12 protein-coding genes are annotated in these 13,219 nt (G+C 63.2%); 10 read left to right on the forward strand and 2 right to left on the reverse strand.

What is annotated here, in order from left to right; translation table 11 throughout:
• Positions 1–41: 41 nt before the first annotated feature.
• Entirely contained in the window at positions 42–776 is a 735-nt protein-coding gene (locus AC1DD5_RS03645; protein ID WP_223946458.1) for a TetR/AcrR family transcriptional regulator, read from the reverse strand.
• Between the two features lie 6 nt (positions 777–782).
• Here AC1DD5_RS03645 and moeB point away from each other — a divergent pair, with 6 nt between their 5' ends.
• Together moeB and AC1DD5_RS03655 are read left to right on the forward strand one after the other, a co-directional pair.
• Complete coding sequence (moeB, locus tag AC1DD5_RS03650; RefSeq protein ID WP_477520643.1) at positions 783–1,982, forward strand: molybdopterin-synthase adenylyltransferase MoeB; 1,200 nt, start codon at positions 783–785, stop codon at positions 1,980–1,982.
• Positions 1,983–2,021: 39 nt separating this feature from the next.
• On the forward strand, positions 2,022–3,011 hold the full coding sequence (locus tag AC1DD5_RS03655) for an SDR family NAD(P)-dependent oxidoreductase (RefSeq protein ID WP_477520644.1): 990 nt from the start codon (positions 2,022–2,024) through the stop codon (positions 3,009–3,011).
• 85 nt (positions 3,012–3,096) lie between these two features.
• Here the strand turns inward: AC1DD5_RS03655 and AC1DD5_RS03660 are convergent, their stop codons facing one another.
• Entirely contained in the window at positions 3,097–4,416 is a 1,320-nt protein-coding gene (locus AC1DD5_RS03660; RefSeq protein WP_477520645.1) for a glutamyl-tRNA reductase, read from the reverse strand.
• 159 nt (positions 4,417–4,575) lie between these two features.
• On the opposite strand from AC1DD5_RS03660, the gene hemE reads away from it, so the two are divergent.
• From hemE to AC1DD5_RS03700, 8 genes are all read left to right on the forward strand, one after another.
• Entirely contained in the window at positions 4,576–5,703 is a 1,128-nt protein-coding gene (gene hemE, locus AC1DD5_RS03665) for a uroporphyrinogen decarboxylase (RefSeq protein ID WP_477520646.1), read from the forward strand.
• A 59-nt stretch (positions 5,704–5,762) separates the two neighbouring features.
• The gene (gene hemG / locus AC1DD5_RS03670; RefSeq protein ID WP_477520743.1) at positions 5,763–7,202 is read left to right on the forward strand and encodes a protoporphyrinogen oxidase; all 1,440 of its coding nucleotides are present in this window, start codon (positions 5,763–5,765) and stop codon (positions 7,200–7,202) included.
• Positions 7,203–7,274: 72 nt separating this feature from the next.
• The gene (gene hemQ, locus AC1DD5_RS03675) at positions 7,275–7,976 is read left to right on the forward strand and encodes a hydrogen peroxide-dependent heme synthase (protein WP_216924089.1); all 702 of its coding nucleotides are present in this window, start codon (positions 7,275–7,277) and stop codon (positions 7,974–7,976) included.
• On the forward strand, positions 7,973–9,196 hold the full coding sequence (locus AC1DD5_RS03680) for a ferrochelatase (RefSeq protein ID WP_477520647.1): 1,224 nt from the start codon (positions 7,973–7,975) through the stop codon (positions 9,194–9,196). Before hemQ ends, AC1DD5_RS03680 begins: the two co-directional genes overlap by 4 nt.
• Positions 9,193–10,179 (forward strand): hydroxymethylbilane synthase, encoded by a 987-nt coding sequence (gene hemC, locus AC1DD5_RS03685; RefSeq protein ID WP_477520648.1) that lies wholly within the window; start codon positions 9,193–9,195, stop codon positions 10,177–10,179. Before AC1DD5_RS03680 ends, hemC begins: the two co-directional genes overlap by 4 nt.
• 1 nt (position 10,180) lies before the next feature.
• Positions 10,181–11,089 carry a uroporphyrinogen-III synthase gene (locus AC1DD5_RS03690; protein WP_477520649.1) on the forward strand — a complete coding sequence of 303 codons (909 nt, stop codon included), beginning with the start codon at positions 10,181–10,183 and terminating at the stop codon, positions 11,087–11,089.
• Positions 11,086–12,066, forward strand: a complete 981-nt coding sequence (gene hemB, locus AC1DD5_RS03695) for a porphobilinogen synthase (protein ID WP_442003721.1) — start codon at positions 11,086–11,088, stop codon at positions 12,064–12,066. The genes AC1DD5_RS03690 and hemB overlap by 4 nt, the downstream gene beginning before the upstream one ends.
• A complete protein-coding gene (locus AC1DD5_RS03700; RefSeq protein ID WP_477520650.1) occupies positions 12,066–13,205 on the forward strand; it encodes an LLM class flavin-dependent oxidoreductase in 1,140 nt (379 codons plus the stop codon). The genes hemB and AC1DD5_RS03700 overlap by 1 nt, the downstream gene beginning before the upstream one ends.
• The last annotated feature ends 14 nt before the right edge of the window (positions 13,206–13,219 follow it).

The following is a 13,219-nucleotide window of genomic DNA, read 5'->3' on the forward strand; positions in this document are numbered from 1 at the left end:
TCCAAGCCAATCAAGTTTTAAGTCAGTCCTCTATTTGTAGCCTAGGACTCTTTGGGGAATCGACTGATTCCGCGCCAAGCTAAACGATAGATGAGATCGCTGGCTACATCGAGGTCGAGGTTTCCATCGGTTTCGAGCCAGTAGCGGGCGCTGACCTGCGCCATTCCTGCAAGTCCCCGGCCCAGGAGTTGCGCCTCCAGAGGGGGCAACTTGGTGTCCTCGGCGATGACATGGGCCACGGCGTCCGCGAACGTTTTGTTGAAGGTCTCCAGGCGCGAGCTGACATCGGGGTCATTAATGAGGTCAGACTCGAAAACCAGCCGGTGGGCTTGGTCGTCGTCGGCAATGAACCTGTAGTAGGCCCGCATGACTGCCTTCACACGCTCTTTGTTGTCCGTGGTTGAGTTCAGCGCATTGAGCATCAAATCGGTCAGGGCAGCCAGGTGGCTGTCCAGCAGCGCCATGTACAGCTCGCGCTTGGAAGGGAAGTGTTGATACAGGACCGGCTTGCTCACATGCGCTGTCTCGGCGATTTCGTCCATGGCGGCACCATGGAAGCCGTTGGACACGAAAACTTCCAAGGCGGCGTTAAGCAACTGTGCGCGGCGCTCGTCCCGGGGCAACCTTGCTGAACGCGTCGAACCAGTCCGTTCTTGCTTCGCTGGTGCTCCATCGTTTGCCCGTGTGCCGTCAGCCACAGTCTGCCGCCTTTCCTTTGCAGTTATGACCACTGTACCGGTGGGTAATATGACCGGGCGGCATCGGCAGGCATACATTGGGGTATGGCCTCAATTCTTGCTGCCCACCCCGCGCCCGCTGTCCTGCCGCCCCTCGTTGAACCGGCCGCCGCACTAACGCCGGCCGAGGTGGAACGGTACTCCCGGCATCTCATCATTCCGGAAATCGGCGCTCTGGGCCAACGCAGGCTTAAGAATGCGAAAGTTCTTGTCATCGGTGCCGGCGGGCTGGGATCTCCAGCGTTGCTGTATCTCGCCGCGGCGGGTGTAGGAACCCTGGGAATAGTTGACGACGACGACGTAGACCTCAGCAACCTGCAGCGGCAGGTCATCCACGGGGTCAAGGACGTGGGCACCCCCAAAATCGAATCTGCGCGGAAGGCCATTGAGGAGCTTAACCCTCTGGTGGATGTTGTCCTGCACAACGTCCGCCTTGACTCCTCGAATGCCTTGGAACTGTTCGCGGATTACGATCTCATCCTGGACGGCGCTGACAACTTTGCCACCCGTTACCTGGTAAACGACGCCGCCGCGATTTTGGGCAAGCCGTACGTTTGGGGCTCCATCTTCCGCTTCGATGGCCAGGTCAGCGTCTTCTGGGCCGAGCACGGCCCCAGCTACCGGGATCTCTACCCGGAAGCCCCGCCTGCCGGCTCAGTGCCTTCATGCGGTGAGGGTGGAGTCTTCGGTATGTTGTGTGCCGCCGTTGGATCCCTCATGGTGACGGAGGCAGTGAAGCTGATTACCGGCGTCGGGCGTTCCTTGCTTGGCCGTGTGGCGCTGTTCGATGCCCTTGGCGGCAGCTGGCGCGAAATCAAGGTGTCCAAGGACCCTGAAGCGGAGCCCATCACAGAGCTGATGGATTATGAAGCATTCTGTGGGGTGACGCCTGCTGCTGCCACTGACCTGGAGCACACCGTCACCGCGAAGGACCTTGCCCGGATGCTGGCCGAACGGGAAGCTGGTGAACGCGACTTTGAATTGGTGGACGTGCGCGAGTCCGGCGAGCACAGCATCGTGAACATCGATGGCTCGGTCCTCATCCCGCAGGGCAGGATTCTTTCAGGCGAGGCCTGGGTCGAGTTGCCGCAGGACAGAGACATCGTGTTCCACTGCAAGGCAGGGACGCGCTCTGCTGCCGTCCTGGAGGCCGCGCAGAAGGCAGGCTACACCCGCGTCAGCCATCTCGACGGCGGCATCCTCGCCTGGGTCCGCGACGTCGAGCCCGAAAAGCCCGTCTACTAGTCGTTGCCCGTTCCCAGACTTCTCTGGGAAGCTCAGGCAATGAGCGAACATTGGACAGAGACAGAGCAGCATCCCATCGGCTCCGGATTTGGGCACGGATCCACTGCCACGGAGGTCATTGACGGGATCAACCTGCAGGGCAAGACGGCAATCGTAACGGGAGGCTATTCCGGGTTGGGATTGGAGACCGTGCGGGCCCTGGTCTCGGCCGGGGCTGACGTAACGGTACCTGCCAGGCGGCTTGAGCACGCCCGCTCCGTCCTCGCGGACGCAGGCCTCTCCGGGGCCGTCCACGTGGAGCACATGGACCTCGCCGATCAGGACAGCGTCAAGGATTTTGCCGCCCGCTACCTGGCCGGCCACGAAAAGCTGGACATCCTGATCAATAACGCTGCCATCATGGCCAGTCCTGAACAACGTGTCGGGCCAGGCTGGGAAGCCCAGTTCGCCACCAACCATTTGGGGCACTACACATTGGTCAACACCTTGTGGCCGGCGTTGGAGGCATCAGGGAATGCGCGCGTTGTCTCATTGTCATCGACCGGGCACAAGATCTCACCGGTCCGGTTCGAGGACTTCAATTTCAGCACCGGTTATGACAAGTGGCAGGCCTACGGGCAGGCAAAGACAGCCAACGCCCTCTTTGCGGTGGAACTCGACCGCCTGGGCCGTGAATCCGGTGTACGGGCGTTCGCCGTCCATCCAGGCGGGATCATGACCGAGTTGCAGCGGCACCTCCCCAAGGAGGAAATGGTGGCCGCAGGCTGGATGGACGCCGAGGGCAAGGTGCGCGAAGGTTTCAAGACGCCGGAGCAAGGGGCAGCTACGTCAGTTTGGGCGGCGACGTCCCCGGCTTTGGCCGGCATGGGCGGTGTCTACTGCGAGGACTGTGACATTGCCAATCCGACCGACAAGGCGTCTCCGCTGGCGCGCTACCAGGGAGTCGACGCCCACGCGGTGGACAAAGCCGACGCAAGGAAGCTGTGGGCGTTGTCGGCGGAGCTGACGGGGATCAACGCGTTCGGCTAATCGGATCTCGTTAGCCGGATCTCGTTTTCCGGATGCGCTCAGAAAGCATCGGTGCCCCGGCCGCTTCAGGCTGGGGGCTGGGCCGTCAGGCGCTTTCGGAGCGGAGCTGCTCGTGGTCCACGGGGCATTCTGCAGCAGCGGGAGTCTGGGGCTGCTCCACTTGGATGCCGTACAGGGCTTCCAAGGCGGCTACATAGTCGTCTTGTTGTCCGTTGGCTGCCAGCTCGCGGGCGCGCACGGTCGGAATGTGCAGGAGCTGCTTGACCATCCGGCGGAGCGCAAACTCCACCTCTTCGGCAGCGGCGGTGCAACCGTGGCGGGCGCGGACCTTTTCCATTTCCGCGTCAAGTACGTTCATGGTGTGGCGGCGCAAGGCCACGATCGCGGAGTCGACGGAGCGGGATTCGCGTTCCGCTTCGAACGCCGTTGCCGCGCCGTTGACGATCTCGCTGGCGTGGGACAGCGATTCTGCCTGCTCCTGAGGTGCAGCGAGACGTACGGACTCAAGCGTGAGGAGTTCCACGCCGTCGAGCTCGCCCACGGCAGGATCGAAGTCATGGGTGAGCGCGAGATCAATCGCGATGAGTGGTTTACCGGAATTCGCCCTGACGCGGGCCAGATCCTCAGCTTCAACGCGCGTGTCCGAACCGCTGCATCCGATCATGACGTCGGCTGCGGCAACCGCCGCCGGAAGGCTATCGGCGTCGAGCGCTGTGCCACCGCGGGTGGCGACGAAACCCTCGGCGCGGCCGGAGGAAGAGTAGACGGAAATGTCGGTGCATCCGCGTTCACGGAGCAGGGACATGGTGGCCCCGGCATAAGCGCCGGTTCCGAAGACAACTACCTTCTTGGCAGACCAATCGTCACTGTCAGAGAGGTCCGTTGCCAGATCCAAGGCTACCGAGACGATGGAAAGGCCGCGGGAGCCGAGGGCCGTCTGGGCGCCTACGTCTTTTGCGGTCTTGGATGCAGCCTGGAAGAGGCGGACGAGCCCGGAACTCGCAGTGCCCTCCTGCTGCGCCGTGATCAGGGCTCGGCGGACCTGGCCGGCTATTTCGCGTTCGCCCACCACTGCAGAGTCCAAGCCGGCGCTTACAGCGAAGAGGTGCCGGGTGACATCGGGCCCGGTGTGCGTGCTGAAGGAGCGGGACACGAGTTGCTCGTTGAGGCCGCTCAATTCGCTGATCTGGGAGACAAGGGCCGAACGGGCGGCTTCGAGGCCTGCTCCGTTGGCTGTTTCGCCGTAGATCTCGTAGCGATTGCAGGTTGCCAGGACTACGGCGCCCGAGACCAGCGGGGATCCGGAGAGGGCCGAAGAGGCAAGCTCAGAGGAACCGTTGCTCAGCTGAGCAACGGTTTCGAGGTCGATGTCGGCGTGTGTAGCCACCAATGAGAAAAGAACCACAGCACCCCAATCATAGCTTTTTCGCAGGCCGGTAGAACAATGCGGCGCAGTGGGAATTCACACGCGGTTCCGTGATCCCCGCCACCCCACCGGTTGGAGGGGTGGGACGTGACAGCCTGTCGTTATCTTTTGGCCGGGATTTTCGGCACAATCAAAGGCATGACTTCTAGCGCGGCAGCATCCAATAGTACGGCCACCAACGCCCCTGCAGGCGAACCTGCCGGCAAACTTGGCGCGGATCACCCGTTGATGGACGGCCGTACGTCGGACTCCCCGCTCATCACCGCCTACCGGGGCGGCAAGCCGTCCCGCAGGCCTGTATGGTTCATGCGCCAAGCTGGCAGGTCCCTGCCGGAATACCTGAAGGTCCGTGAGGGCGTTGCCATGCTGGACTCCTGCCTGCGCCCCGAACTGGCCGCGGAAATCACCCTGCAGCCGGTTCGCCGCCATGACGTGGATGCCGCGATTTTCTTCTCCGACATCGTTATCCCGCTGAAGCTCGCAGGCGTTGGCGTGGACATCGTTCCCGGCGTCGGTCCGGTCCTGGACAAGCCGATCCGAACGGCAGCCGATGTGGCTGACCTCCCCAAGCTGACCTGGGAAGCACTCGAGCCCATTCGCGAAGCCGTTCGCCTGACAGTGGCGGAGCTGGGCAAGACTCCCCTCATCGGGTTCGCCGGCGCGCCGTTCACGCTCGCCGCCTACATGGTGGAGGGGAAACCTTCGCGCGACCACCTCGGCCCCCGGACCATGATGCACGCGGACCCCGAAACCTGGACAGCCCTCGCCAACTGGGCAGCGGATGCTTCCGGAATGTTCCTTCAGGCACAGCTTGAGGCCGGGGCGTCAGCCGGACAGCTCTTTGACTCCTGGGCTGGGTCATTGGGCCTGGCTGATTACGCCAAGTACGTGGCTCCTGCATCGGCCCGGGCGCTGGATCACGTGCGTGGACTGGGTGCTCCGCTGGTGCACTTCGGTACCGGCACGTCCGAGCTCCTTGTCGCTATGCGCGACGTCGGTGTGGACGTTGTGGGGGTGGACTACAGGCTGTCACTTGATGAGGCCAACCGCCGTCTGGGTGGCACGGTTCCGCTCCAGGGCAACATCGACCCCGCCCTCCTCCCGGCCCCGTGGGAGGTCCTGGAAGCGCATGTCCGCGAAGTGATCGCGGCGGGCTCGCAGGCTCCAGGCCATGTCCTGAACCTGGGCCATGGCGTGCCCCCGGAGACGGACCCGGCTGTCCTGACGCGGGTTGTGGAGCTCATCCACTCGATCCCGGCAGAGTAGGACGCATGCGCGGGGAACACGTCCACGGCAAAGCGAAGGAAGCAGCCACTAAACCATCAATGCCTGGACCTACAGCTGTAGTGGTCGGTGGCGGTATTTCCGGCCTTCTTGCTGCGAGGGAACTGGCCATGGCGGGAACCTCGGTGACCATCCTTGAGGCGAGCGAAGCCTGGGGTGGTTGCGTGGGAAGCCACGTGGTAGCCGGCCTGTCATTGGACAGCGGGGCCGAGTCCTTTGCCACGCGGTCTTCAGCTGTCGCCGATCTGGCGCGCGAGCTCGGACTGGAGGGCAAGATCGTTTCCCCGCACCCGGGCGGCGCCTGGGTGCAGCTGCCGGATGGACCGCAAGAGCTGCCCAAGACTGGAATTCTTGGTATCCCCGCCAATCCTTGGGACCCCGAGGTCAGGCGTTCCCTGGGCCTCGCCGGCGCCCTGCGTGCATCCCTGGATCGCTGGCTGCCCACATCTTTTGGCGCATCATCGGAGGTCTCCAGCGTGTCCTCACTGGTGCGCGCCCGTATGGGGAAGAGAGTCCTGGAGAGGCTGGTTGCTCCGGTGGTGGGTGGTGTTCACTCCGCCGATCCCGGCTTATTGGACGTCGATATGGTGGCTCCGGGCCTCCGCGCCGGCCTGAAGAAGCATGGGTCCCTGGCTGCGGCTGTCGCTGCCCAGCGCAAAGCAGCCCCCGGGTCCGGTTCCGGATCCGCGAAAGCAGGTTCCGCCGTCGCGGGTTTGAAGGGTGGCATGAACACACTGGTCGCCGCGCTGGTTAACGACCTGCGTCGCCGGGACGTGGACATGGTGAGTGGAAAGAGGGCCGACACCGTTTCGAAAACGGGCAATGGTTGGCGGGTCAGCGCCGGCGAAACCACGTACGACGCCGGCCGGCTGGTAGTAGCGCTGGATGGTCCGGCTGCCGTGGGGCTCCTGGAAGGGGCCATGCCGGAACTGTCCGGCCTACGTCCTGCTCCGGGCCCCTTGGTGAGCTTGGTGACGATGGTTGTTGACCTTCCCGAGCTGGACGGGCGGCCCCGTGGGACGGGGATCCTGGTGGCCCCTCAAACGCCGGGAATCCGGGCGAAGGCCCTCACGCATGCCACTGCCAAATGGGACTGGCTGGCAGAGGAAGCCGGGCCGGGCACGCACGTCCTGCGCCTTTCCTATGGCCGCCGGGAGGATGCCGATGGGGGAGCGCCGGATGTTGTCATGGACGATGAAGAGTTGCTGGCCGCAGCGCTTGATGATGCTTCCGCATTGCTGACGGTCCCAGTTACGCACGCGGACATTGTGGATTGGGATGTTGTGCGCTGGGCAGGCGCCTTGCCGTTTGCCGCCGTCGGTCATAAACAGCGCGTAGAGCAGGTCCGGAAGGTGTGCGCCGCAGCCGATGGACTGACGGTGGTTGGTGGCTGGTTGGCAGGTAATGGCCTTGCCGCAGTAGTGTCGGATACCCGCTCGCAGCTTGCCCGAGGCATCCGCGATATTCGCGCAACTTCGTGATTTGTGTCACTTCTACGCCTTGTAGAAGTGATCCGTTTCGACTTAGTGGCTGGCACGGGGCAAACTTGAACCATGAGCCACACTTCTGCCGAATCTGTCACTAAAACTGCTGGAACCGAAGAGCAGTTCTTTACGCTCTGGACCGTCTTCAAGCGCTCGGCCGACGTCCTGCGCAGCGGCGATGCTGCCCAGGAATTCGAAGCCCTTGAAGGGAAGCTCGCCGAAGAAGGCGTGACCCTGCGGGGCAGTTACGATGTTTCCGCCATGCGCTCGGACGCCGACATCATGGTGTGGCTCCACGGATCCAAGCCGGAAGACCTTCAGTCCGCCGTCCGTTCCATTCGCCGCAGCAAGCTCTTTGCCGGCACAGAGATCGTCTGGTCCGCCATGGGCGTGCACCGGGAAGCCGAGTTTGCCAAGAGCCACGTCCCGGCCTACGCGCGGGGCGTCGAGCCCAGCACCTGGCTGTGCGTTTATCCGTTCGTCCGCTCCTACGAGTGGTACCTGCTCCCAGCGGAAGAGCGCGGAAAAATGCTGCGTGACCATGGAATGCTGGGTCGGGAGTTCCCGCAGGTCATCTCCAACACCGTTTCCTCTTTCGCGCTGGGTGACTGGGAGTGGATCCTTGGACTGGAGGCACCTGAACTCGTTGACCTCGTTGACCTCATGCGCCACCTGCGTGCAACCGACGCCCGTAACCATGTCCGCGAAGAAATCCCGTTCTACACAGGCCGCCGGGTGACTGCTGCCGAGATTGCAGAGGTCCTCGCATGAGTGGCCTTGCCGTCTCCACCACCCCCAACGAGGTCACCGAGCGTGGCCGCCAGGAAGCAAAGCAGTACGACGCCGTGCTCCTTGCATCCTTTGGTGGTCCTGAAGGCCAGGAAGATGTCATTCCCTTCCTTCGCAACGTGACCCGCGGCCGCGGCATCCCGGATGAACGCCTTGAAGAGGTCTCACACCACTACCGCGCGTTTGGGGGCATCAGCCCCATCAACCAGCAGAACCGTGAATTGAAGGCCGCGATCGAGGTCGAGTTGGCCAAGCGCGGCATTGAGCTTCCGGTCCTGTGGGGTAACCGTAACTGGGATCCGTACATCGCTCCGGTATTGCAGGACGCCTACGACGCCGGCCACCGCCGCATCCTGATGCTCACCACCAGCATCTACTCGTGCTACTCCAGCTGCCGCCAGTACCGTGAAGACATTGGCATCGCCCTGACGGAAACAGGGCTGGACGGCAAGCTCGAGGTAGACAAGATCCGCCAGTACTTCGACCACCCGGGCGTTGTGCAGCCTTTCCTTGAAGGTACCGCCGCCGGCCTCGAAGAAATCCGCGCCAAGCTGATTGCCGCCGGCGAATCCGACCCCGATTCGAAAATCCGAGTCCTGTTTGCCACCCACTCCATCCCCACGCGTGATGCCGAAGCAGCCGGCAGGTCTGAGGACGAGCCGCGCGAGTTCGCAGAAGGATCTGCCTACGCGGCACAGCACCTGGCAAACGCCCAGGCCATCATGGATGCCGTTGCCCCGAACGTGGGTTGGGACCTCGTGTACCAATCCCGCTCCGGCGCGCCGCACATTCCTTGGCTGGAACCGGACATCAACGATCACCTCGAAGAAATCGCGCCCCAAGGCGTGCGCGGCGTCGTGATCGTTCCTCTCGGCTTCGTCAGCGACCATATGGAGGTTGCCTGGGACCTGGACACCGAAGCCCTGGAAACCTGCAGGAACCTCGAGATGGAAGCCACGCGCGTGCCCACCCCGGGAACGCACGCTGCCTTTGTGTCAGGGCTGGTTGACCTGATCTGTGAACGCACGGTGGATAACAACATCGCCGATCGCCCCCACGTTACGGACCTTGGTCCTTGGTACGACGTCTGCCGCCCCAATTGTTGCGAAAACTTCCGGGGAGCAAAGCCGGTTATTGCCGAGGTTGGCTCCACTATCGGCGTCGGGCATGAGGCTTACACTTCCTCGGAGGTCAGCAAGTGAGAATCCGCATCGGCACCCGGGCCAGCAAGCTCGCGCTGACCCAGACCCAGCAGACGGCCGATCAGCTGGCAGCTGTTGGTGGCTTCCCGGTGGAGTTGGTGCATATCAAGACCGAGGGCGATGTCAGGACCGGCTCGCTGTCACAGATGGGCGGCACGGGTGTCTTCGTGGCTGCCCTGCGCGATGCCTTGCTTGCTGAAACCTGCGATGTCGCTGTTCATTCTTTGAAGGACTTGCCCACGGGGGCTGCAGTTGGATTGAGCATCGCCGCTACCCCCAAGCGCGTGGATGTCAGGGATGTCCTGTGTGCCAGGGATGGCCTTACCCTTGCCGAATTGCCCGGTGGCGCCAAGGTAGGTACGGGTTCACCACGACGTGCGGCGCAGCTAAGGGCGGCTCGGCCTGACATCGAGGTGCTGGATATCCGTGGAAACGTGGACACGCGCCTGGGACGCGTCCCCGGGCTTCCCGGCAACGTCACCGACCAAGTTGTTCCCGGCAAGTCCTGCGACCTGGACGCCGTAGTGCTCGCTGCTGCTGGGCTGGAACGGATGGACCGGCTGGACACCGTGAGCGAGTTCTTCGAGACGGATGTCATGCTGCCTGCCCCGGGTCAGGGTGCGCTGGCCATCGAATGCCGCACGGCGGACGCCCCGCAGGTGGAAGGCTCCAATGGTGTTCTCGCCCAGGCTCTCGCTGCCTTGAACGACGACGACACCCGGCTTGCTGTGACAGCTGAACGTGCCGTCCTGGCCCGGCTTGAAGCGGGTTGTGCGGCTCCGGTGGGTGCTTACGCCTTCAGGAAGGGCAGCATGCTGCACCTTGAAGCCGTTGTTTGCGCTGTTGACGGCACCAAGACCGTTCGCGAGAAGAAAGCCACGGATGGCCTGACCGAAGTGGGGGCAACGTTGCTCGGCATTGAAGTTGCGGAGCTTCTGCTCGCTGCTGGTGCCGCGGAGATCGCGGATCTTGCAGCGTCCTGATGTGACTCAAGCATCGGCCTTGGCAGGTCGGCGGGTCCTGATTACCAGGAGTGCCGACCGTGCCCGGCCACTTGTTTCGCTCCTGCACACGCTCGGAGCGGAGCCGCTGGTGCTTCCCCTCATCGATTTCGAGCGGGCAGAGGACCAGGCTTCCCTCGACGTCGCCCTGGACCAGCTCTCCTCTGGTTATTTTGACTGGATGGTGATCAGCAGCATCACCACCGTGCGTGTCCTGCTCGAAAAAGCTGCCGAGCGTGGCACGCTTCCGGCAAACCTCGTGCCGACACGGACGCGCGTGGCCACGATCGGTCCGTCCTCACGGCGGATCCTGGAAGCTATCGGCCTGACCGTCTCACTGGCACCTACTGACCTTCAATCTGCCGAAGGCCTCGTCGCCCTCTGGGAGCAGGCTCCTGGACGCGTTCTTCTCCCGCAAGCCGATATTGCGGGCCCCGAGCTGCGTGACGGATTGGCCGCCAAGGGTGCAGAGGTAACGTCCGTGACCGCCTATCACACGGTGGACTACCCGGCCCGGACGGGACTGCGCCTCGAAGCCGAACTGCCCGCCGCCGTCGTGCATTCCGGCCGTTCTGCATCCGGCCGTTCTGCCTCCGGTAGTGCTGGTTCCCGGACCGGACAGCTGCAGGAGATGACTCCCTCGGAAGCCCGCGCGGCCATTGACGCCGGGATGCTGGACGCCGTCGTGGCTGCTTCCCCGAGTGCCGCCCGGCGGATTGCGGAGACCCTCCTGCCGTTGGGCAGTTGCCGATTCATAGCCATTGGGCGTCCGACGGCGGCAGAGGCCACCCAGCTCGGCATCACCGTGGCAGCCACGGCCAAAGAACCTACCCCGGACGGCATTGCGGCCGCCTTGGAAACAGTATTCGCCAACGAAGGGAACCCCAGATGAGCTTTCCGAACCACCGTCCCCGCCGCTTGCGGACAACCCCGGCAATGCGCAGGCTCACGGCAGAAACACGCCTGGCCCCCGCAGACCTCATACTTCCGGCCTTCATCCGTGAGGGCCTCAGCGAGCCCAGCCCGATCAGCTCGATGCCCGGCGTCGTCCAGCACACCACCGACACTCTCAAGCGCGCAGCCGCGGAAGCCGTGGAACTTGGTGTGGGCGGCATCATGCTGTTCGGCGTGCCGGAGGTTCGGGACGCGCGGGGCACCGCATCCCTGGATCCGGAAGGTGTCCTGAACAAGGCCATCCGCGACGTCAAGGCCGAAGTGGGCGATGACCTCGTCATCATGGGCGATGTCTGCCTGGACGAATTCACTGACCACGGACACTGCGGCGTTCTGGATGCCGATGGATATGTGGACAACGACGCCACCCTGGAGATCTATGGCCAGATGGCCGTTGCCCAGGCTGAGGCGGGCGCCCACGTGCTTGGACCTTCAGGCATGATGGACGGGCAAATCGCCGTCATCCGTCAGGCGTTGGAGGATTCCGGCCACAAGAACACCGTTGTCCTGGCCTATGCCGCCAAGTACGCCTCAGCTTTCTACGGTCCGTTCCGTGAAGCGGTGGACTCCCAACTGAAGGGTGACCGCCGAACGTACCAAATGGACGCAGCCAATCGTCGCGAAGCCATTCTCGAAGTGGAACTGGACCTTGAAGAAGGCGCCGACATGGTCATGGTCAAGCCGGCCATGAGTTACCTCGACATCCTCGCGGATATTGCGGCAATGAGCCCCGTACCGGTCTCGGCCTACCAAATCTCCGGGGAGTACGCCATGATCGAAGCGGCCGCTGCCAACGGCTGGATCGATCGGCGGGGCGCCATCACGGAGTCGGTGCTGGGCATCAAGAGGGCCGGAGCCGATACCGTCCTGACCTACTGGGCCTCCGAACTGGCAGGCTGGCTGAAGGAGTCCTGATGACCGCAGTGCCCTCCGAATCAGGACTTCCGTCCGCATCTGCGTCCGCATCCGCGTCCGCATCCAGGGCTGACTCCGACCCCACCACACCCGTAGGTGCAAGCGAAATCCTGCTCGGCCTGAACACCTTCGGGGACGCGGGCCTCGATGCCGACGGTAATCCCAAGGAGCACGCCCAGGTCCTGCGGGAGTTGCTTGAGGAAGCAAAGCTGGCTGACGCCCTGGGCATTCATGCTTTTGGCGTGGGAGAGCATCACCGCCGCGATTTTGCTGTATCGGCTCCCGAGGTCTTCCTCGCGGCAGCTGCCGCAGTGACATCCCGGATCCGGCTCGGATCGGCCGTGACGGTACTTAGTTCGGATGATCCCATCCGGGTCTTCCAACGTTTCGCCACTGTTGATGCAATCTCCAACGGCCGGGCCGAGGTCATGTTGGGCAGGGGGTCATTTATTGAGTCCTTCCCATTGTTCGGACTGGACCTTGCGGACTACGACGTCCTGTTCGAAGAAAAGCTTGAGCTGTTTGACAAAGTGCGGGCCCAGAAGCCGGTCCATTGGGAAGGGCGGACCTGCCCCAACGTGAACGGACTCCAGGTTTATCCGCGTTTGCAGCACCATTTGCTGCCGGCATGGATAGGCGTGGGTGGGACACCTGAATCCGTGTTGCGGTGCGCGGAATATGGCTACCCGATTATCTTCGCGATCATCGGGGGAGAGCCCCGCCGTTTCGCTCCCCTCGTAAATCTTTATCGCGACGCGTTGGCCAAATACGGTCACCCGATGCGACAAATCGCAACCCACTCACCCGGCTTCATTGCAGACACTGACCAGGATGCCCGGGAGGAACTCTTTCCGCATTGGCTGGAGCAGCGCAACAGAATCGGGGCCGAGCGCGGCTGGGGTCCGGGAAACCGGGGGGAATTCGACGCAATGTGCGGCCCGGAGGGCGCTCTCTACGTGGGATCTCCCGAGACTGTGGCCCAAAAAATCGTCCTGCTCAAACGCAACCTCGGCGTGGACCGCTTCGACCTCAAATACAGCAACGGCACCCTGCCGCACGGATCCATGATGCGCTGCATTGAGTTGTACGGCACCGAAGTGGCCCCACGGGTCGCTGAGCTGTTGGCGGACGCCTCATAGCTGCTTCTGAATCA

The sequence above is a fragment of the Paenarthrobacter sp. 10L420 genome (assembly GCF_056395385.1).

What these genes read in the sequence shown, in the direction of transcription:
- AC1DD5_RS03645 (WP_223946458.1), bottom strand. Translation starts at nt 776, where the DNA reads ATGTATGCCTGCCGATGCCGCCCGGTCATATTACCCACCGGTACAGTG.
- moeB (WP_477520643.1), top strand. Translation starts at nt 783, where the DNA reads ATGGCCTCAATTCTTGCTGCCCACCCCGCGCCCGCTGTCCTGCCGCCC.
- AC1DD5_RS03655 (WP_477520644.1), top strand. Translation starts at nt 2,022, where the DNA reads ATGAGCGAACATTGGACAGAGACAGAGCAGCATCCCATCGGCTCCGGA.
- hemE (WP_477520646.1), top strand. Translation starts at nt 4,576, where the DNA reads ATGACTTCTAGCGCGGCAGCATCCAATAGTACGGCCACCAACGCCCCT.
- hemG (WP_477520743.1), top strand. Translation starts at nt 5,763, where the DNA reads ATGCCTGGACCTACAGCTGTAGTGGTCGGTGGCGGTATTTCCGGCCTT.
- hemQ (WP_216924089.1), top strand. Translation starts at nt 7,275, where the DNA reads ATGAGCCACACTTCTGCCGAATCTGTCACTAAAACTGCTGGAACCGAA.
- AC1DD5_RS03680 (WP_477520647.1), top strand. Translation starts at nt 7,973, where the DNA reads ATGAGTGGCCTTGCCGTCTCCACCACCCCCAACGAGGTCACCGAGCGT.
- hemB (WP_442003721.1), top strand. Translation starts at nt 11,086, where the DNA reads ATGAGCTTTCCGAACCACCGTCCCCGCCGCTTGCGGACAACCCCGGCA.
- AC1DD5_RS03700 (WP_477520650.1), top strand. Translation starts at nt 12,066, where the DNA reads ATGACCGCAGTGCCCTCCGAATCAGGACTTCCGTCCGCATCTGCGTCC.